Here is a 20,218-nt window from a genome sequence, read left to right as displayed (position 1 = left end):
TCCGCTGAAGTGAAATTGAGAAACAAAAAATGAACAGGGATGGAATCATCAGCGACCACGACTCAGACGAACTCGACGATTCGAACCACACGCCCAGCGAGGAATCCGCCATCGATCCCGTGCCCGAATGGCAACAATTGCTGAACGACGACCCGCTGCCTCAGGAAGAGGACTGGGAAACGTCCGAGTCAGCCTCCACGGATGCGGATTTGGACGGCACCTACGTCTGTGACAACTGTGGCGAGGAAATCGTGATCCCGCTGGACATCGCCGCTGGACGCGACCAACAGTATGTCGAAGATTGTCCGGTGTGTTGTAGCCCGAGCGTGATTCATGTCCATTTTGACGATTCCGATCACGCCGATGTGTGGGCGGAAGCCGAACAAGACCGCTACTGATCGACTCGACACACCGCCCCACTGAAACCATCCCCTGATTTCAATCAACATGAAAATCGAAACTTGGCTGACGCCCAACGCCGCTGGTGAATCCGAACGAACCCGTGCTTCGGTCGTCGTTGTCATCGACGTCTTGCGAGCGACCACGGTCGCGACCACCGCGCTGTCCGCGGGCGCCAAATCGATCACGACCTGCGGTGAAATCGAAGAAGCTTTCGCGATGAAAACCGCCGCCGCACCCGACAACGTGCCGCTGCTGTGTGGCGAACGAGGCTGCCAGCCGATCGTGGGATTCGACCATGGCAATTCCCCCGGGGAATACTCGCCGGCCGGCGTCAGTGACCGCGAATTGGTGCTGACGACCACCAACGGAACCGCCGCGATCCAGGCAGCGGAAGATTGTGATCACATGTGGCTGGCCTGCTTCGCCAACTTGTCCGCGGTCATCGACCGCTTGGTTCGGTGGCACTCGGCCAACCAAGAGAATGATGCATTCGTGCGAATTGTTTGTGCAGGGACCAATGGCTGTGTCACCACGGAAGACGTGCTGTTGGCCGGTGCGATCATCGCGATGTGCCACCAACGTCTGGCCGACTCCCCTCGTTTTTACGACGGTCCGATTGAGCTTTTGAACGATTCAGGTGCCCTCGCGCTGTCCGCTTGGCAACACTGCATCACACACGATGGCGTCAACAGCTCCGAAACACTGGCCGAACGGCTAAAACTGACCCAAGGAGGCAAAAACCTGATTGCCGCCAACTACGCCGGCGATTTGGTGGATTGTGGCAGCATCGATGTCTTTGAGCTGGTCCCCACCAGGGACCAACGGGCCCCCGCTCGGTTTGTGGCGGGCTGATCCAAGACGACTTTCAATGCAAAAACGCATTCAGTTTGCTTGCTATTTCGACTAAACTGGCGGGTTGTCGAAAAGACTTCCGATCCACTCACTTGTTCCATTTGTCACGCCATGACGTTTGATTTGAAACGCTCTCTCCGCCCACTCGGCATCGCAGCCGTCTGCTCGATGGCAGCTGGGTCGATCCTTTCACCGGGCGCCTCCAATTCGGTGCACGCCCAAGAAGCCGCTGTGGAAACCAGCCAAGCGGCGATCGTTGGAATCGCCAGCGAAAAGCCCTCCGACGGCCCCTTCGTGGACCTGGGCGATGGTCGCTTCATGGTCTCTTACACTGAAAAAATCCCCGGCACCGACATCTCGTTTGAGATGGTCCCGGTTCCCGGTGGCACCTACACGATGGGCAGCCCCGAAGATGCCGACCCACGTGTGGAAGATGAAGGACCAACCGTTGAGATGAACGTCTCACCGATGTGGGTCGCCAAAACCGAGACGACCTGGGCGATGTACAAGGAATACATGCGAATGTACGCCGTGTTCAAATCGTTCGAAGCCGATGGCGTCCGCACCGTCGACGATTCCAACATGGCCGATGCGATCACCGCGCCAACTGAGCTGTACGACCCTTCGTTCACGTACGAGTACGGCGAAGAGCCCGAACAACCCGCCGTGACGATGACTCAGTACGCTGCTCAGCAATTCACCAAGTGGCTCAGCCTGATCACCGAAAATCAGTACCGATTGCCCACGGAAGCGGAATGGGAATACGCCGCTCGCGGTGGCACCACGACCGCTTACAGCTGGGGCGACAGCGCGGACGACATCGAAGACTACGCTTGGTACTTCGACAACTCCTACGACGGCCCTGCCCATGTCGGCACCAAAAAGCCCAACCCGTATGGCTTGCATGACATGCACGGCAACGCCGCGGAATGGACCGTCAACGAGTACTCCGAAGACGGGTACGAGTGGCTCAAAGAGTCCCCTGTCGACAACGCCATCGACGCGGTTCGTTGGCCCGAAAACCCTTGGCCGTGCGTCGCTCGTGGCGGCAGCTGGGAAAGCGACCCACCGGAACTTCGCAGCGCCGCTCGCTTGGCTTCCGATGACGATGAATGGAAGAACGAAGACCCGAACTTTCCCAAGAGCCCCTGGTGGTTCACCGACGACCCTTCCCGTGGAGTTGGTTTCCGCTTGTTCCGTTCACTCGAACCACTCGACCGCGAAGCGCTGAAAAACTTCTGGGAGCCCACCGCCCTCGAAACGGTCGACGATGTTCAAAGCCGCATCGACGGTGGCCGAGGCGGATGGGGACTGGTCGACAAGGACCTGCCCGAAGCCGCCGCAGAATGATCTTCCGCCACAACGAAATCACGCTGGCGTGAGCTTCACGCCAGCGGCACCAGGCCCGAGTTCACTCGGGCCTTTTTTCATGCGCCCCGCACACCAGTGAGCGTGGCAGAAGTCATCCCGACTTTCGCGAACCAGTGAGCGATTCCAAACTCGCGCTGAGTTGCTCTACCGGAACGAGCCATACGACTCACTCGCTCGCACGCCATTGAACTTGATCCGAGGCGTCCCGCGCTTGATAGATCGCCTTCGCGGTTGCCCACGCTTCGTCACTGGAATCGCGAATCGTCAGGGCATACGGCGCACGCCAAGCGGCCAAAGCATCCACATCGCCGTACTTCACGATGCCTGGGACGAAACTCTCGTCGTCCTGGTGACGCAGGTCAGCGAATCGGAAACCATTCACATCAATCACGGCTTCGGTCAGAAACGGCCCCGCGATCGCCGCCGCAGGCAACGCATACGCCGCGGCGCCTTGGGGTGCCACCAACGTCACATCACCGGGTGAGTTCTGAAACGCGGAGATCACCGCCAAAACATCCCCGCAGCGTGTCGCTGGCAACGGCCGGTTGTAACCATACGTGAAGGCCGCCGAAGCACGTCGCGGCTGCGGGTTCGTTCGCTGCTTCCCTGCCTCCGCATCCGTGGGCATCGAAGCGATGTCGATCACGATCAGCACCTTGGATTGTTCCAATTGATCAGCCAGGGCAGCGGACCATTCGGGTTCGCCCGTCGACTCCTGAGCCGTTGCCTGAACCCACAGAACCGTTGTCGGTGGGGAGACATCCTGGGCCGATTTCGCGATCCATTTTTGAATCGGAATCTCACGCCGACGAGCCCGATCGACCACCACTCCCGAGACAACCGTCGCGCCCGATTCATGCTGCACTGGCTCCGAGAATTTCACCGACACGCCGGAGGTCTCTGGCAGGGGCAGGTCAAACAACGTCGCCAGGGCAGGGCGGATGGTTTCATCGAATCCCGCTGCCGTTGCAGACTGCCCCAGGCAATCTGCCAGCAAGCGTTCGCTTTGCTGGTCCCACCAACTCAGGACCGACTTTTCATGTTGGGGGCCTCGCTGCGTGGGGGCAGGGTGCTCGTCATCCCAGACCGCACCTTCCTCGTCGGTGATCGCAGGAAAATCGGTCTCAACGATGGGGGTCTCCAACCCAAGCCCCAAGTGCTCGTTCATCCATCCGTACATGATCCGGCGGGTCACATAGTTGTAGTTGTGCTTGAACTGCACCACCGATTCACACAACACATTCTCAGGTTGCCCCATCATCGAATACAGTTGCTTCAGCTCGGGATACCCGTCCAACATCATCTTGATCGTCCAGTCATCGGCCGCCGTCATCCCCATGGGTTTGGGGGCCATCAAAGCGGCCAACTCCACGTTGCCCGTGCCAATGCGAAGCAAGCAGGCATTCTCGCAGGCACAGCCGCCTTGCATCGATGTCGACACCATCCCGTTGGGAAAGCTGGCCATGATTCGCGGCTCCAACGCATCCAACAAAATCGTTTGAGTCCCGCCGCCGCTTCCACCGGTGACCGCCAAACGGTTTGGATCCACATCCTCGAGCGAAGCCAGGAAATCAAAGGAACGCAACGCGTTGTAAGTTTGCAAACCCAGGATCGATTGCAGACGAGCGTCCGCCGGCGTACTGAAGAACAACTCCGGATCCGATCCTGCGGGGACGACTTCTTCCTCACGAGTCTCATGGCGACGGTGAGCGAACTCATAACCCAACTGCACGGAATCGGCGTAGCCGACCATGTCATAGATGAACGCCACACAGCCCATTCGAGCCAAAGTCGCACAGCGGGCCAACTTTGGAAGACTACCGGATTCCATGTACAGCTCATCGCCGTTTGCGATCAACGCCTTCATCCGGTCCGCATCGTTACGCATCATCCGGCCACCGTGCCCGTGCGGGTTCAGCACCCCCGGACGCTTGCCGTCTGCATTGAGCCCACGCGAAAGACTTTCGCCGGCGGGACGGAACAACAACCCGGTCACAAAGTGGCCTGGCAAACTTTCAAAGTAGACCTTTTCAACCTGAAACCCATCTCGCTTCACAACCGAATGAATCGTGGCCTGGATCGGTGGCCGCGGCAACATGGGATGCAGGCCAGTCGCCATCGCGACACGCGTTCGAAGTTGCTCCGCCCGAGATTCCCATTGCTCTCGTGACTCAGGAACATCAAAGGGGAAGTGCCCATCAAGTGTCTTGAGATCCGGCAGATCCTCCGAAGCGACCGTTTCTTCCAACTTGGTCTCCTCGGCTTGCAGGTCGCGCGGCAAGGCGACAGAAACCAAAACCATTCCGGCGAGCAGAACGGCCAAGCCATTCCCAAACACCGAGTTCGGGACGTGTTTCACTATCGGTCGGGTTCTCATGGAGATCTCTTTGGCAGGAGGGGTGCTGAAACAGCGGAGGGGAAAGAGTGCGTTGAATTCTAAGCTTCCAGGACCGACGCGATGCGAGTTCGCATCCGGCCGATGGTCGGAAACATCGCGACGACACCAACCAAGGCGACCACAGCGCACATCAAATTCACGGGTGACCGGGTCAAAAACATCATCACAAAATTGATCACAGCGGTGCCCTCCAACATGGCTTGCCCGATCAATCGAGCCGTTTGGTCAGCCTGACAGAATCGACTCAGCGGCATCGGCATTGGCTCTCGCTCGGGCCACTGAACCCAGCTGCGAGCGGACGCGACCGCCCCTTCGGCGGCTTTCAATCTCGTTGCCGCCGCCGATCGCAACATCGCGGGAACCAGAAACGCCAACACCGTGTTGAACACCAACGCCGCCACACCAATCAAGACAAAGAGGGTTGGGTTGCCTTCGGGTGCATCGTCGCTTCCTATCACCCCCAAGATCACTCCGATGAACACACATCCCGTGGCCAGCCCCAACGTGACCACCATTCCCTGAAAGGCCCAACCGGCCAAAGTCATGCCTCGCGAATCCATTGCGGAATGGGCGTCGGGGTTGGCGGCTGTTGAAGCGTCGTCAGACATTGGATTCATTCGTCTTGTCGAGTGCGATAAGGTGGTTGTGTGCAGCCCGGTGCTGCCCTTGAAACAGATTGCTGCGTTGACACACGTTGTCGACGACGCAGGACAAAGTTTACCTCTCAACCAACCCGCCTGCATTGCGTCTGTATTACACCGATCACTTTGACCTGCCGTTGCCTGACGGCCACCGGTTTCCGATGGCCAAGTACCGTTTGCTGCGCCAGAGGGTGGCGGAATCGGAGCATCATCGCGATGACGTGTTGGTCGTCCCCCAAGCTGCAACGGACGAGGAACTGCTGACCTGTCACACGCCGGATTATGTCCAACGGGTTCAAACGGGAACCCTGACCAAGCAAGAAATCCGGCGAATCGGATTCCCCTGGTCCTTGCAGATGGCCGAACGCTCGCGGCGAAGCACCGGAGCCACGATCTCAGCCGCACGAGCGGCCCTGGCCGAAGGAATCTCCGCCAATCTTGCCGGCGGCACCCATCACGCCTTTGCGGGCGAAGGGGAAGGCTACTGTGTTTTCAATGACGCCGCCGTGGCCATCCGAACTTTGCAAGCCGAAGGGCTGATTCAGCGGGCCGCGATCATCGACCTGGACGTCCACCAAGGCAACGGAACCGCATCGATCCTGAAAGAAGACCGAAGCGTTTTCACCTGTTCCGTGCACGGGGTCAAAAATTTCCCGCTGCGGAAAGTGCCCAGCGACTTGGACGTCAGTCTGCCAGACGGGACGGCGGATGAAGACTACTGTCAGGCATTGCAAATCGTTCTGAACACACTCCAGAAACACCAAAACCAATCAGGCCGATTTGAACTGGTCGTCTACTTGGCTGGCGCCGACCCATTCCAAAATGACCGCTTGGGCCGTCTGTCACTCACGATGGAAGGGTTGCGTCAGCGCGATGAGATGGTGCTCCAGTGGTGTCATCAAAACGAATTGCCGGTGGCAATCGCCATGGCTGGGGGTTACGCTAGTAGTGTCAGTGAGATCGTTGATATTCACTCCCAAACCCTCCATGTCGCCAAAGTTTGGTCACTGTCCCGCTGAGCTTCTTTGATGTCGTCGATCACGCAAATCCTACGAAGTAGTCAAAAAGGTGACGCGGCCAAAACCGACCAGATGTTTTCGTTCTTGTACGATGACTTGCGTCGGATGGCGGGTCGATTTCTGCAATCGGAACCGCAGCGGGAACGCCTGAGCAGCTCTTCGCTGGTGCACCAAGCCTATGTCCGAATGGTCGACCAAGACCATGTGGACTGGCAGGGTAAAACGCATTTCTTTGCCATTGGTGCCACCGTGATGCGTCGCATTTTGGTGGACCATGCTCGACGCACCCACGCCCAAAAACGCGGGGGCGGCTGGATTCGACGTCAGCTGGACGACGAAGTCACCTTTCTCCTGGATCAGGATGACGATGTCGTTGCTCTGGACGAACTGTTGCTGCAATTGGCGGCCTTGAGCCCCAGGCAAGCTCGGGTGGTCGAACTCCGATTCTTCGGCGGCTTGGGAATGAAAGAGATTGCCGCGGAACTCAACCTGGGACTTCGGACCGTCGAAAAGGAATGGGCCATGGCTCGCGCCTGGATGCGTCGCGAACTCCGCGACCCAGACGACGACGCCAATGACTCCAGCGCCGACAACGCTGCCCCCGACGAAAAATCTTCGACCTCATGATGGATGCGGATCGTTACCAGCGTGTCCGTGACCTGTTCTGGGAAGCTGAAGAGATCGCAGAGGACGCGCGGGAAGAGTTCGTTCGCACCCAAGCGTCCGGGGATGAAGACCTGGTCCGCGAAGTCCTTTCGTTGCTGTCCGAGCACGATCCCGACGCGGCTCGAGTGGAAGGCACCGCATCTCGAAAGACGCCCGGAAACGGTTTGTCGCATTTCGGACAAGGCCTTCCCACACCACGCGAGACCACCGAATCCGAAGTGGTGCGTGCGATCCGCTCCATGGCAGACACATCCTCGGGTCCCACGCCGGATTCGGTGTCCGATCTCGACCGCCCCCCGCCCTCCAGGACCGCCGCATCCAACGGTGTTCGTGAGAGCCACACGGTGCACTCCGCGCAGCGCACTCATGCGATGCCGCGTCACGATGTCGATCGCCCGCAACCCACTCCCGGGCGACATCGAAAGACACTGACCTCCATTGGTCCCATCGACCGAGCCCAACAGTACAGCTGGTTGGTTTGGCTTCTCGCTGCCACCACCATCAGTTGCATCTGGTTGGTAGCAGCTTGGGTCGACCATCGACTTCGACAAGAGAAAGAATCGTCCGCCCAACGATCGTTGTCGCTGACACTCGACCTCTCCACCCTCCAAGTCGAGCGGCTTCTCCGTCGCGACAAACAGTTTGCAATCGACTTGGCGGGGGACCCCAACGTTCGAGAGGCCATTCGTTCCCTCACCGGTGACACTTCCACGTCAATGGATCCCGACAAAGCCGATGACACCCAACAAAAGCTCAACGCTTCCGTTCGAGATTTGAACGCGGCATTGCCAGAGCGGAATCCTCCGGAACTGCCCCCTTTCCAAGCACCCGAAGTCGTCTTTTTCAATCGAGAACTGCAACCACTCGCCCTGATTTTTCCCGATGGAAGCAACGGTTCACTGAACGATCCAACGCTCGCTCCACTTCCTCCTGACGGCGCAGCAGATTTGGCCCGAGCACTCAGCGGACGAACCGTGCTGCATGCTCCCGCTCCCCTGGCAAGCTTGCTCGGCAAAGACCTGGCCAACGAATTCAACGCGTCACGATCCAACCCGTTGGCTTGGATCGTTCCTGTTCATGATCACCCTCCCACAAAGTCGAAATCGCAAACCAGCCTGCGTTCCGAGGTGCTTGGAGCAGCCGTTGTCATTCCACCGAGCACCAACCGCTGGCTGAATGACTCCCTGTCCTCGATCAGTCGCTCGCAGGATGTCGATGCGTACTTGGTCGATCGCGATGGTTTCATGCAAACGACCAGCCTGAACCTGCCCGACAAAATTGCTCCGTCACAGGGAACCCCATTCCGAGTGACAGAGAGCCCCAATCCATCGGAAGCCAAGGAACGCTTGGATCGCTTCATGGCCCAACTGGATCGGTTGACCGAATCAGCCTTGCTCGATGACGATCACGAATCCACTTTTCATCGCACCATTTACCCGCTGACCATCGCAGCGGCTTCGGTTTCACACAGCTCCGAACCTCAGGTTCATGGCCAGCTTTACCGAACCTACACCGGCAAGTGGTGCATCGGTGTTTGGCGATGGCTGCCAGAATTTGGTCTTGGCCTGATTGTGGAAAGTGATTCTCAGCAAGCGGCCTATCCGTTGGCGTCCACCTGGCCCTGGGCGTTGCTCCTGTCGCTTGCCTCGATTGCTCCGATTTTGCTCGCCAAGCGATTGTCCAAGGGCCCGGCACCCTCGGCGCTCAAGCAACCACTTGGACGGTACAACATCCACGAAGAACTGGGTGCCGGCGGCATGGGCGTTGTCTACCGAGCGAGCCACACCGAACTGGGACGAGAAATCGCACTGAAAGTCCTGCGGGTCGATCGGCAGGACGACGACGATCACCGACGCTTCGACCGCGAAGCCCGCTTGGCAGCCAGCCTGTGCAGCCCCCACAGCGTGACCATTTACGATTACGGTCGCAATGAACACGGGGAAGCATTCTGTGTCATGCAGTTGCTCGAAGGTTTGACGTTGTCAGAGGTCGTCGCTCGCAGTGGTCATCAAGCCCCCGGCCGGGCGATTTGGATCCTGCGTCAGGTCTGCCAAGCCGTCTTGGAAGCCCATTCCCAAGGCTTGATGCATCGCGACCTGAAACCGCAAAACGTCATGCTCAGCTTCGACACCATCGTGGGTGATTGGGCAGTGGTGTTTGACTTCGGATTGGCGAAACCGCTCGAACCCAACCAAGGTGTCTTTCAAACCGCCGAAACCGTTTGGGCCGGAACCCCCATGTACATGGCCCCCGAAAGGTTCCGGGCTCCATCGGTCATGGACCCCCGAAGCGATGTCTATTCACTCGGTTGTGTCTTATACTTCTTGTTGACAGGGCATCCGCCGTTCGCGGAATGCGACCCCGAATCCATGTTCGCTCTGATCCTGACGCAACAACCTCTCGAAATCGAAACGCATCGCGGCGAGCCGATCGATTCAGGCCTGAATGCGTTGGTCCAAGCTTGCATGGCCAAGGACAAACATGACCGAGTGGGATCGGTTGCGGATCTGATCCAGCGCTTGGATGCATTCGCCCCGCGGTATCCCTGGACGCAAGAAGACGCACACCAATGGTGGCAACGTCACGCCGATGAAGAACTCGCCAAAAAGCTTTGAACTCATGCGACGATGGTGGACACAACTTTGGCGACGTCCACGATCTTGGGTGATCCTGATCGCGTTGGTGGCCATCGCCGATGCGATCACGCCGCCAGACTGGGCCGTCGTGGTCGCCCATTTGATTCTGCTGCCGCTGGCCTGGCGAGTGCTTCACCGCCGCTTCATCACCTGGATGACCGCCATCCAAAGCCTGGCGGTCGCAGCCGTTGGCCTGCTGCATGTCTTTGGTCCGATCGCGCATCGGTTTTCGGGATCCGCCCCGACCGAGACATTCGCGTGGCTCGAACCGGTTCGTCTCTGGACCTTCTTTGCCCTGATGGCCACCGGCTACTTCCACATTTACTTGCAGGGCCGCTTGCGAACCCGGCTCAAGCACCAACGCATGCTGCAGCACCGTGTGCATCGGCGATCGCTGCAGATCCGACGCGTCAACCGTGCCCTTCGCAATGAAGTCACGCGACGACAAGAAACCCAACACCGCCTCGATCAAAGCGAAACCACCTTCCAATCACTGATCGATCGCATGCATTTGCAGGTCGCACGCAAAAGTGCCGAAGGGGTGTTCACCTACGCCAACGAACAGTTCTGCGCCGACATCGGCATGACGCCAGTCGATGTGATCGGAAGCACCGATGCGGAGTTGTTCGGGGATGCCATCGGCGAAAAATACCGCACCGATGACATGTCGGTGATGTCGACCGGACAAGCGGTCGACAAAGTCGAAGTGCACCCGGGTCCTGATGGTCGCGTCGGTTTTGCTCAAGTCTTCAAAGCCCCCGAGTACGACCAAAACGGACAATGCGTTGGCGTTCAAATTATCTTCTGGGACATCACCGAAAAACACCGCAACGAAATCGCACTCCGAGACAGTGAGGCTCGAAAACGGGCCCTGTTCGATGCGGCCGGTGACGCGGTGCTGTTGATCGATGACCAGCGTGCGATCGTGGAAGCCAACCCGTCAGCCAGTCAACTGCTGCAAGCTGGCGGCGGACGTTTGGTCGGTCGCCCATTGAATGACTTGATCTCGCCAGTGTCCAAACAGTGGGCCTCTCTGCCGTTGACCGAGCGACACCAATTGCAACTTCGCCGCGGGGATGGAAGCGCATTTGAAAGCGAGGTGTCCGTTCACGACATTCCGGTGGGCGGTGCAACCGGACATGCTGTGATCATTCGCGATGTCACTCTGCAGCGAGCTGCCTTTGAGGCCATGCGAGAAGCCAAAGCCGCTGCGGAACAAGCCAACCGTACCAAGACGCAATTCATGGCTGGCATCTCTCACGAGTTGCGAACGCCGCTCGGCGGGATCCGCGGGTTGACGGATCTGCTGGCGCAACAAACGCTCCCCAATGCCGCCCGCCGTTACGTCAACCTGATCGCTCAAAACACCGAATTGCTACGAGATGTCATCGAAGACATCCTCGACTTTGCCGCCATCGAAGCCGGTCGCGTCACGATCGACCCGGTTCCAGTGAACCTGCACGAAGTCGTGGGCGATGCCTTTGGTTGCCTTGCTGTTCGTGTCGCCGACAAACCCGTTCGACTGTGTCTGTCAATCGATCCCAACACACCGCGAAGCGTGATCGCTGATCCCAAGCGACTCCGGCAAATCGTGCTGAACCTGGCAGGCAACGCGATTAAATTCACCCATCAAGGCGAGGTGAGTTTGCGACTCAGCCCCATCGGTGAACCACGGAATCTTCGAGAAGACAACGGCACCTCCTCCAACGCCAACGTCGACCAACGCGACATCACCGCACCAATGGCATGGTTCGAACTCACCGTTGCTGATACCGGCATTGGCATTGCTCCTGAGAATCAATCGCGAATCTTCGATGCGTTTGAGCAAGCCGATCGTGGCACCAACAAGCAATTTGGTGGCACTGGCTTGGGGCTTGCGATCGCTCGCGGTTTGGCCCAACGAATGGGCGGCGACATCACCGTGACCAGCCACGTTGGCCAGGGCAGCCAATTCCAATGTGCGTTGGCATTGCCCCTGGATCCCCGGCCCGTCAAAGCAGAGAAGTCACACGCTGCCGTTCCGCCGGAAGGTGCCACCGCGGTGGTCTCGGTTGACAACGCCACCATGCAGGACGCCATTGCAGAAACGCTGCTGCATTGCCAATGGCCGATCCGCACCCCCTCCATGCTAGAACCCGACTGTGTTCACTTGCACTGGATCCTGACGGATCAAACGGCCGACGCCGCCTTCCGCATTCGAGCCCGAAAATCCAGTGACCGCGTGATTTGGCTCACCCGGGCTGGCGAGCCCACTCCCCGGCGTGCCAAGCGTGAAGACGCGATTGTGATTGAACCGCTTCATCCAGATGAGCTTCGCCGTTGGCTCTCGGGAAAACCCTTGCTGCAATCCAGCCGAGGCCAACGCAAACGACGCCGCGGAATCAAACCATCCTCGCCAACGGCCAGTGCTTCGGTCGCTCCCGTTCCGCCAGTGGGTCAAACGACGTCGACCAACGAATCAGACACGCCCCATGTGACGAACGACGCGCCCACCGCCGACGCCGGGTACCGGTTGCTTGTCGTCGACGACAGCGCGACCAACCGCTTGGTGATTCACGATCAATTGGTCGCCTCGGGGCATCACGTGCAGACCGCTGACTCGGGAGATGTCGCTGTCCAGAGGTTGGCGTCCAACACGTTTGACTGCGTCATGATGGACTTGCAAATGCCAAACATGGACGGCACCGAAGCCACCCGAATCATTCATCAACAATTCGAAAAAGCAGGCCGAACCCCGCCTCCGATCATTGCCCTGACCGCCCATGTGACCGACCAACACCGTCAACTTTGTCGCGAAGCCGGCATGGATGGCTACATCACAAAACCGGTCGACCTGGATTTGCTGCTGGGTGAAATTGAACGCGTGATGGCCGCATCGAAAACGCCTGAACCCGATGCCATGCTGCCTCCCGAATTGCCGTCGAACGACAACGCCCCTCAACCATTCGGGACAAACGAATCCCCCCTCCCTTCCACCAGCAACCCGACTTCGGTCGCGCCCCATTCGGAGTCGCCTGCAGCAGAATCTGCCGCGGAAGAGGCGTGGGACTGGCGATCTCAATTGTCAAAGCACTGCGGGAACGACCCTGATACGATGGACTCCGTCTGCGATGCCTTCTTGATGGAAGTCCCCTCGCTGCTGAAGAATTTGACGCAGGGTGCCAAGCGAGGCGATGCGAACAAACTTCGTTCTGCATCGCACACCTTGAAGTCATGCCTGCGCTACTTTGCTCCGCAACCCGATGTGGCCAAGGCCGCCGAAGTCGAGTCGGCCATCCAAGACCCCGAGTGGGTCGAGCGTCTGAAGGCAGCCACCAACCATCCCGACCCAGCCTCGCTGGAATCACCCGAGTCCCAGGCAATCGAGACTCTTCTCAACACGGCAACCAACTGGGTCTCGCGGATTCGCGAATCGTCCAATCAACGCTAAGATAGTGTTTCTGCTGTGTCACCTCGGACGCCCCTTGTGTGACCTTGGATTTCCCGTTTGATGAACGTCCTCTTCAACGAGTTCGACCCATGAAAGCTGCCTTCATCACTGAACCAGGTCCCGCCGATTCCATCCAAATCGCGGAGCAACCGGATCCCACTCCCGGACCTGGCCAAGTCTTGATTCGTGTTTACGCCTCAGCCATCAATCCGATCGACACGTACATTCGCTCCGGCGCCATCGCCATGGATTTGCCTCAGCCATTTGTGCCGGGATGCGATGCGGCGGGTGTGGTCGAAAACGTGGGGCCCGGTGTCAAACGGTTCACGATTGGCGACCGCGTTTGGTGCACCAACCAAGGACTGCTCGGCCGCCAAGGGACTCTCGCTGAATTGATTGCGGTCGAGGAAGGCTGGGTGTTCAAGTTGCCCGAACCCGTGCCCTACGAAGACGCCGCTGCGTGCGCTCTGGTCGGTGTCACCGCTCACCTCGGATTGTTCCGTGAAGCCCAACTGTCACCCGGCGAAAGCATTCTGGTCATCGGTGGAAGTGGGGGCGTGGGATCGATGGTGGTGCAAATGGCCGCTGCCAAAGGAGCCCGTGTGATCACGACCGCGGGCAGTGAAGCGAAAGCCCAAGTCTGTCGCGATCTCGGTGCCGAAGAAGTGATTCTGTACAACGAAGAATCCATTGCCGAGAAAACCAAAGCCTTCGCGTCCGACGGCGTCAACGTGTTCTGGGAAACTCGCCGCGAACCAGACTTCGATGTCGCCGTCGACTTGCTCGCGGGCCGCGGACGCATGGTGTTGATGGCAGGGCGAGACGCCCGGCCCGCCTTTCCGGTCGGCCCGTTTTATGTCAAAGAATGCTCGCTCCATGGCTTTGTGATGTTCAAAGCCACCCCCATGGAAATGAAGACTGCTGCCGAAGACATCTCCAATTGGCTCGCCTCCGGTAAACTGTCCGCCAACATCAGTGCTCGCTTCACTTTAGAAGAAGCCGCCCAAGCTCACGCCTTGCAAGAATCAGCGACGCTGGAAGACAGCAGTCAACTGGCCGGCAAAATCATCGTCAATCTCAACACCTAATCGCTTCCATGCCTTCTCCCATTCCCAACTTTGACGCCGGGGTTCCGTGCCCCAAGACCGGCCAACCACTGCTCCCCGCCATCGCGCAAGACGCCACCACCGGGCGAGTGCTGATGCTAGCGTGGATGAACCGCGAAGCATGGGACGAAACGCTGTCGGGCAACCGCGCCGTCTACTTCAGCCGTTCACGGGGCAAACTCTGGCGCAAAGGTGACACCAGCGGCCACGCCCAAGTCGTGCGTGAAATCCGAGTCGACTGCGACGCCGACACGATCCTGTTGTCCGTCGACCAAACCGGTGCGGCCTGCCACGAAAACTACGAAAGCTGCTTCTTCCGCCGCGTCGATCCCAACGGCAAAACTCACATCACCGAAGACCGCATCGCCTAAAAGGTGTCAGGTACCTTTTTGGTAAATTGGGTAATCTAGCTGCAATCGTCCACCTTGCCTGCTGAATGAATTCGGATGCCGATCCAGGTCGGCAATGCTCACGCAGAAGTGCAAGGCAATCACGCCAATCAACCATCCAGCTTCTCGACATCACGCCGAGTCAGGAACGAACAAATTGCCTATTCTTCCAAAAAGGTACCTGACACCTTTTGGGGCTGCAGGGCGGGGGGGAGGCCGTTCGGCAGGGGATGGATTTGTGGGTGCAGGGTGTTCGCAAGAATCTCTAAACTGTCCACCAATCTCGGGCCAGGTCGACTGAAGTAAGCGGAACCGTCCACCACGTGGACACGTTCTTCCCGCACACACTTCATCTCCGACCAACCGGGATAGCCACGCAGAATCGGCATGTCTTCCAAGGTTCGCGACACGCTGAAACCGCAGCAGGCGATGAACAAGACATCGGGATCCGCGTCTCGAATGCGATCCCACGACGTGGTCACGGAACGCTCGCCCGACTCGCCCACGCATTCGTGGCCTCCCGCCAATCGAACCAACTCGGGGCTCCAGTGCCCGGCGCTAAACGGTGGATCAATCCACTCCAACAGCATCACACGGGGCACTTCGACTCCCGGCCGAGCCAGCCACTCGGTCGTGCGTTCCTGCACTCGATCCACCCTTGCTTGCAAACTGCCAATCAGAGCCTCGGCCCGGTCGGGACACCCCGCGGCTTCACCGACCAGCGTGATGCAATCGAACATCTCGGACAGCGAGGTGGGTTCCAAATTCACCACACGCGGTTGCCCGGGCAGGGAGCAGGCCGCCGCGTTGACTTCAGACTCCGCCACCGCGCACACATCGCACAACGCCTGCGTCACAATCAGATCGGGGCACAACGATTCCACCACCGGCATGTCCAGCGAGTACAACGCCCGCTCGGTTTGCAATCGCTCCCGAACCATCGCATCAATCTCGCCACTGGTCGCATCGTGCGGGATCAAGGTCCGGGTCACCTTCGGAAGACTCTCGACACCAGGCGGAAAATCACACTCATGCGTGACACCGACCAATTGGTCTCGCAACCCCAGCGCGCTAACGATTTCGGTCGCACTGGGCAGGAGTGAAATGATGTTCATGAAGGGTTTGCTAGGGCTAGAGTGGCGATGGAAGAAACTTATCACGCTCCTGCAATCTTCCCACCCGTGATGCTTGCCTGATTGCCGGACTTGCTTGGCACCTGCCCAGCAACGATGATCAGAGCCCCCTCTCGCGAACTTACGAGCGAGGATCCCACCCAAGTCATCCCACCGAGCGATTCACCATGCATCCCCCCACCGGCCCGCAACCTGCCTTTCAATCAGCGAAGCACCTTGCTTCCTGGATCCGGCCTTGCACTTGCCTTGTCGTGCTTGCAGCCATCTGCGTCGCTTCCCTCGCCACCGTGGCCCACGCTGATGACGAAGCGCTCCGGACGGTTCAGGATGGCGTGCCCCAAGGCAAACTCACCAAGGGCGTGTTTGAGACCAGCGAAACGTTTCCGGGAACTCGTCGCGATTATGCCGTTTATGTTCCATCGCAATACGATCCGGAAACACCAGCGAACTTGATGGTGTTCATGGATGGCATGAACTACGCGAAACCCAATGGTTCGTTTCGTGCTCCGATCGTGCTCGACAATTTGATCGGCAAGGGGTTGCTGCCGCCAACGATCGCGGTCTTCGTCAACCCCGGCACGGTGCCCGCCACCAAACCAGGTGCCAAAGCTCGGAGCAATCGTTCGTTCGAATACGATTCGCTGGGAGATCGTTACGCGGGATTCTTGATCGATGAATTCCTCCCCGTGGCCTTGAAGGACCTGCAGGTTTCTTCCGATCCCAAACGACGCGCCGTGGCGGGCATCTCTTCGGGTGGCATCTGTGCGTTCACCGTGGCTTGGGAACGGCCAGATCAATTTGGCAAGGTGCTCAGCCACATCGGCAGCTACACCAACATTCGTGGCGGTTGGGCTTACCCTGGTTTGATTCGCAAAACCAAATCCAAACCCAAACCAATCCAGGTTTACCTGCAAGAAGGTCGCGATGACTTGAGCAACCTGCACGGCAACTGGCCGCTTGCCAACCGTGACATGGCCGCCGCACTTCAATTCGCAGGCTACCAATACAAATTCGTGATGACCGAGGGCGGGCACAGCGGCCAGTGGGGCGGAAAAGAACTGCCCAGCGCCTTGCAGTGGCTTTGGAACGACAACGCGGAATCCACCGTCATCCCTCCCGCATCGACCAAACCCAAATGGGAGCCTCACCCGCTCGCCGTCGTCAACGAAAACGTGCCGCAAGGCAAAGTGGAAACGATGCCACCTTGGAATTCGAAGATCTTCGGCAACACGATTCGTGACTGGGCGGTTTACGTTCCGGCTCAGTACGACGCGAGCAAACCAGCGGCATTGATGGTGTTTCAAGATGGCGAACGAATGCGAGACACCAAGGGTCGTTGGCGAATCCCAACCGTGTTCGACAACTTGATTGCCAGCGGTGAGATGCCTCCCACGATTGCAGTGTTCCTCAACCCAGGCCACGACAAATCGAAACCTCGCCAAGGCCGCAAATCATCCAATCGTGGCTTCGAGTACGACAGCCTCGGTGATCGTTACAGCCGATTCTTGCTGGAAGAAATCCTTCCTGAGGTCGAAAAGAAATACAACCTTTCCGACGATCCCAACATGCGTGCGATTGGCGGATCGAGCTCCGGAGCGATCTGTGCTTTCACCGTTGCCTGGGAACGTCCTGATCAGTTCCGCAAGGTTTACTCCAACGTCGGCAGCTTTGTGAACTTGCGTGGTGGCGACATCTATTCGTCCCTGATTCGCAAGACGGAACCCAAACCGATTCGCGTTTCCATGGCCGACACCAGCGGTGACAACGACAATCCTTTTGGGCACTGGCCGATCGCCAATCAACGCTTGGAATCCTCGCTGAACTACATGGGCTACGACGTGCGTTTGGATTGGGCGGAAGGTTACGGGCACAACGCCGACTTTGGCAGCATGCAATTCCCCGAAGCCATGAAATGGTTGTGGCGAAAGGAGACTCACACGCCTGCCATCGATACCTCGGACGACCTGCGAGGCGACCTGACGCTTCTGAATCTGTTGGTTCCTGGCAAGTCTTGGGAGGTGGTGGCAGACAACCTCGGCTTTGCCGACGCTCCCTGCAGCGACGCGGAAGGAAACTTCTACTACTGCGACATGCGTGCTCCCGCGGTTGTCCGAGTCAACGTGACCGACCAAAGCAAAACTGTCATCGCGAAAGAATCGGTCAGTGGGTTGATGTTTGGCCCTGACGGGTTGCTCTATGCCTGCCAGGGATCCAAGAAGCGTGTGATCTCAATCGACCCGAAATCGGGGGAAGTGAAAACGATCGCCGAAAACGTCGCCCCCAATGACCTGGCCGTTTCCGATGAAGGCGACTTGTTCATCACCGAAACCGGGGCTCACCAAGTCACTCGAATCAACATTGAAACGGGTGAGGTGACTTCGGCCGATGAAGGAATCTCGCGTCCCAACGGGATTGCGTTGTCCAACGACGGCGGCACATTGGCGGTGTCCGATTACGGTGGGGAGTTCACTTGGACATTCCGAGTCAATGCGGACGGTGTGCTCAATGCCAAGATGCCGACCATGCCGATGCGATTGCCAATCGACCCCAAGGGTGAATTCAAATTCAATGAACCACCGCCCTATCTCACCGCTTCCAAAGGTGACGGCATGGCGGTCGACAAGATCGGTCGGTACTACGTCACCAGCGAATTGGGCGTGCAGATTTTTGACCCCACGGGTCGTCCCTGCGGCGTGCTTCCCAAACCGAATCCGGCAAAGCCACTGACCAGCTGCGTGTTGGCAGGACCAGATCACTCCCATTTGTACGTGACCAATGGAACGACGATCTATCGCCGGGAATTGACCGTCAAAAAGTGACGTCTGCGGACTGGATTCGCTTCAAGGCAATCAAATGCGATTCCTTGAAGCGTCATCCATCAGCAACTCTTTCGTCCGCTTAGGCGGACATGTTCTTGGGGAGCAACGCTCGCAAGAACTGAGGCAACACGCCCATGTAGCAGCTGCACTTCGGGCAGACCGTGGATTGGTCGCTGACCAAGTACTCGCATCTCGGACACGGTCGATGTGACCCCGTGGATGGGTCGCTGGGTTGAGTTTCACTCTGCTGAACCGGCATGCTTGCCTCCCCCAGAATTCGCATCACCCCCGTGTCTGAAAGCGAATCTCGCTGAGGGGGTTGCTCGGGGACGGTGAAAGCATCCTCCCACGGTACGGTGACCGCGACGCCACAACGTGGGCAGGGCAAAGTTTTGCCAGCCAGCGCCCCAGCGGCTCGCAAATGGTGCCCATTGCTACAAGTCAGTGATTTTCGATTCATCTTTTCATCCTGTTTGGTGAAACCGTGTGAGTCTCCACTCTCGGCAAGGCTTCAATGCCGATATCGGGGCAAGGTTCCGCCAAATGAATCGGGAAATCGTTTCCCCAGGGATTCGTTTTCACACGCCTTTTCCGTCGGAACCTTTTTCCAGGACTGGGGTTCCAACGCCTGAACGTTCGTGCCCAAGCAGGAAAAAATGCAATGCAAGATCGACTGCTATTGGTCGAAGATGACACTCACTTGGCAGCGATGGTCAGCGATTTCCTCCATGAACACGGTTTCACGGTTGAAATCGAAAATGATGGTGAACTCGCAGCGAAAAGAATCGTCCACAATCGGTTTGATGCCATCGTGTTGGACATCGGTCTCCCCGGCATGAACGGGATCGATGTCTGCCGCGCGGTGCGCAACCAATTCTCGGGACCGATCATCGTGTTGACGGCTCGCGGCGAAGAAATCGATGAAGTCGTTGCGTTGGAGGTCGGCGCGGATGACTTCATGAGCAAACCAGTTCGTCCACGTGCCTTGCTCGCGCGTCTGAAAAACCACCTTCGAAAGTCTGACACGCAATTGAACGAAGAGGACCGAATCATTGTCGGCGATCTCATTGTGACGCCCGCCAAACGCCAGGTCACCATCGGGGGAGACACGGTCGAGATGACCACCGCGGAGTTTGACTTGATTGAGTACCTGGCAATACGAGCGGGATCGGTCGTCGCCCGCAAAGACATTTATGTCGACCTGCTGGGTTTGCCCTACGACGGCCTGGATCGTTCCATCGACCTGCGTGTCTCGCGTGTTCGTCGAAAACTCGGCGATGACCCAAACCAACCCACACGAATCAAATCGGTTCGCGGGGTTGGATACCTGATGGCGAAGTAAACACCACCCATCCT

15 protein-coding genes are annotated in these 20,218 nt (G+C 58.2%); 11 read left to right on the top strand and 4 right to left on the bottom strand.

From position 1 onward, the window contains the following. The first annotated feature begins 29 nt into the window (after nt 1–29). The 3 genes from UH5x_RS20740 to UH5x_RS20730 all read left to right on the top strand — a co-directional run bounded on the left by UH5x_RS20740 (nt 30) and on the right by UH5x_RS20730 (nt 2,604). Nucleotides 30–398, top strand: coding sequence for a CPXCG motif-containing cysteine-rich protein (locus UH5x_RS20740; protein WP_482633539.1), 369 nt, complete (start codon nt 30–32; stop codon nt 396–398). A 49-nt stretch (nt 399–447) separates the two neighbouring features. Then, on the top strand, nt 448–1,254 hold the full coding sequence (locus tag UH5x_RS20735) for a 2-phosphosulfolactate phosphatase (protein WP_047813250.1): 807 nt from the start codon (nt 448–450) through the stop codon (nt 1,252–1,254). Nucleotides 1,255–1,365: 111 nt separating this feature from the next. Continuing rightward, complete coding sequence (locus UH5x_RS20730) at nt 1,366–2,604, top strand: formylglycine-generating enzyme family protein (protein ID WP_482633538.1); 1,239 nt, start codon at nt 1,366–1,368, stop codon at nt 2,602–2,604. A gap of 187 nt (nt 2,605–2,791) precedes the next feature. On the opposite strand, the gene UH5x_RS20725 is transcribed toward UH5x_RS20730, so the two are convergent. Both UH5x_RS20725 and UH5x_RS20720 read right to left on the bottom strand, forming a co-directional pair. Next, nucleotides 2,792–5,002, bottom strand: coding sequence for an acetylxylan esterase family protein (locus UH5x_RS20725; protein WP_482633537.1), 2,211 nt, complete (start codon nt 5,000–5,002; stop codon nt 2,792–2,794). 59 nt (nt 5,003–5,061) lie between these two features. Next, a complete protein-coding gene (locus UH5x_RS20720; protein WP_482633536.1) occupies nt 5,062–5,631 on the bottom strand; it encodes a hypothetical protein in 570 nt (189 codons plus the stop codon). 86 nt (nt 5,632–5,717) lie between these two features. On the opposite strand from UH5x_RS20720, the gene UH5x_RS20715 reads away from it, so the two are divergent. From UH5x_RS20715 to hisI, 6 genes are all read left to right on the top strand, one after another. Beyond that, entirely contained in the window at nt 5,718–6,683 is a 966-nt protein-coding gene (locus UH5x_RS20715; protein WP_482633535.1) for a histone deacetylase family protein, read from the top strand. A 9-nt stretch (nt 6,684–6,692) separates the two neighbouring features. Next, on the top strand, nt 6,693–7,310 hold the full coding sequence (locus UH5x_RS20710) for an ECF-type sigma factor (protein ID WP_047813253.1): 618 nt from the start codon (nt 6,693–6,695) through the stop codon (nt 7,308–7,310). Further along, nucleotides 7,307–9,964 (top strand): serine/threonine-protein kinase, encoded by a 2,658-nt coding sequence (locus tag UH5x_RS20705; protein WP_482633534.1) that lies wholly within the window; start codon nt 7,307–7,309, stop codon nt 9,962–9,964. The genes UH5x_RS20710 and UH5x_RS20705 overlap by 4 nt, the downstream gene beginning before the upstream one ends. A 4-nt stretch (nt 9,965–9,968) precedes the next feature. Next, a complete protein-coding gene (locus tag UH5x_RS20700) occupies nt 9,969–13,415 on the top strand; it encodes a hybrid sensor histidine kinase/response regulator (RefSeq protein WP_482636044.1) in 3,447 nt (1,148 codons plus the stop codon). Between the two features lie 89 nt (nt 13,416–13,504). Next, a complete protein-coding gene (locus UH5x_RS20695) occupies nt 13,505–14,503 on the top strand; it encodes an NADPH:quinone reductase (protein WP_047813321.1) in 999 nt (332 codons plus the stop codon). A gap of 8 nt (nt 14,504–14,511) precedes the next feature. Further along, entirely contained in the window at nt 14,512–14,892 is a 381-nt protein-coding gene (hisI, locus tag UH5x_RS20690) for a phosphoribosyl-AMP cyclohydrolase (protein WP_482633533.1), read from the top strand. 179 nt (nt 14,893–15,071) lie between these two features. Here the strand turns inward: hisI and UH5x_RS20685 are convergent, their stop codons facing one another. Beyond that, nucleotides 15,072–16,025: a cobalamin-binding protein gene (locus tag UH5x_RS20685; RefSeq protein WP_047813256.1), complete on the bottom strand. Its 954-nt coding sequence runs from the start codon at nt 16,023–16,025 to the stop codon at nt 15,072–15,074. 269 nt (nt 16,026–16,294) lie between these two features. Between UH5x_RS20685 and UH5x_RS20680 the strand changes: the two genes are divergently transcribed. Beyond that, the gene (locus UH5x_RS20680) at nt 16,295–18,862 is read left to right on the top strand and encodes an alpha/beta hydrolase-fold protein (protein ID WP_482633532.1); all 2,568 of its coding nucleotides are present in this window, start codon (nt 16,295–16,297) and stop codon (nt 18,860–18,862) included. A 79-nt stretch (nt 18,863–18,941) separates the two neighbouring features. Here the strand turns inward: UH5x_RS20680 and UH5x_RS20675 are convergent, their stop codons facing one another. Next, nucleotides 18,942–19,322, bottom strand: coding sequence for a hypothetical protein (locus tag UH5x_RS20675; protein WP_047813257.1), 381 nt, complete (start codon nt 19,320–19,322; stop codon nt 18,942–18,944). A gap of 201 nt (nt 19,323–19,523) precedes the next feature. Between UH5x_RS20675 and UH5x_RS20670 the strand changes: the two genes are divergently transcribed. Beyond that, the gene (locus tag UH5x_RS20670) at nt 19,524–20,204 is read left to right on the top strand and encodes a response regulator (RefSeq protein WP_236696046.1); all 681 of its coding nucleotides are present in this window, start codon (nt 19,524–19,526) and stop codon (nt 20,202–20,204) included. Nucleotides 20,205–20,218: the final 14 nt, after the last annotated feature.

This window comes from Rhodopirellula sp. UH5, assembly GCF_056839225.1.
Note: the sequence above shows the minus strand (reverse complement) of the source record. Positions and strands in the feature narration are given on the sequence as shown.

Bases quoted from the DNA above. Each gene is read 5' to 3' on its own strand.
- UH5x_RS20740 (WP_482633539.1), top strand. From the start codon at position 30: ATGAACAGGGATGGAATCATCAGCGACCACGACTCAGACGAACTCGAC.
- UH5x_RS20735 (WP_047813250.1), top strand. From the start codon at position 448: ATGAAAATCGAAACTTGGCTGACGCCCAACGCCGCTGGTGAATCCGAA.
- UH5x_RS20730 (WP_482633538.1), top strand. From the start codon at position 1,366: ATGACGTTTGATTTGAAACGCTCTCTCCGCCCACTCGGCATCGCAGCC.
- UH5x_RS20725 (WP_482633537.1), bottom strand. From the start codon at position 5,002: ATGAGAACCCGACCGATAGTGAAACACGTCCCGAACTCGGTGTTTGGG.
- UH5x_RS20720 (WP_482633536.1), bottom strand. From the start codon at position 5,631: ATGTCTGACGACGCTTCAACAGCCGCCAACCCCGACGCCCATTCCGCA.
- UH5x_RS20710 (WP_047813253.1), top strand. From the start codon at position 6,693: ATGTCGTCGATCACGCAAATCCTACGAAGTAGTCAAAAAGGTGACGCG.
- UH5x_RS20705 (WP_482633534.1), top strand. From the start codon at position 7,307: ATGATGGATGCGGATCGTTACCAGCGTGTCCGTGACCTGTTCTGGGAA.
- UH5x_RS20700 (WP_482636044.1), top strand. From the start codon at position 9,969: ATGCGACGATGGTGGACACAACTTTGGCGACGTCCACGATCTTGGGTG.
- UH5x_RS20695 (WP_047813321.1), top strand. From the start codon at position 13,505: ATGAAAGCTGCCTTCATCACTGAACCAGGTCCCGCCGATTCCATCCAA.
- hisI (WP_482633533.1), top strand. From the start codon at position 14,512: ATGCCTTCTCCCATTCCCAACTTTGACGCCGGGGTTCCGTGCCCCAAG.
- UH5x_RS20685 (WP_047813256.1), bottom strand. From the start codon at position 16,025: ATGAACATCATTTCACTCCTGCCCAGTGCGACCGAAATCGTTAGCGCG.
- UH5x_RS20675 (WP_047813257.1), bottom strand. From the start codon at position 19,322: ATGAATCGAAAATCACTGACTTGTAGCAATGGGCACCATTTGCGAGCC.
- UH5x_RS20670 (WP_236696046.1), top strand. From the start codon at position 19,524: ATGCAAGATCGACTGCTATTGGTCGAAGATGACACTCACTTGGCAGCG.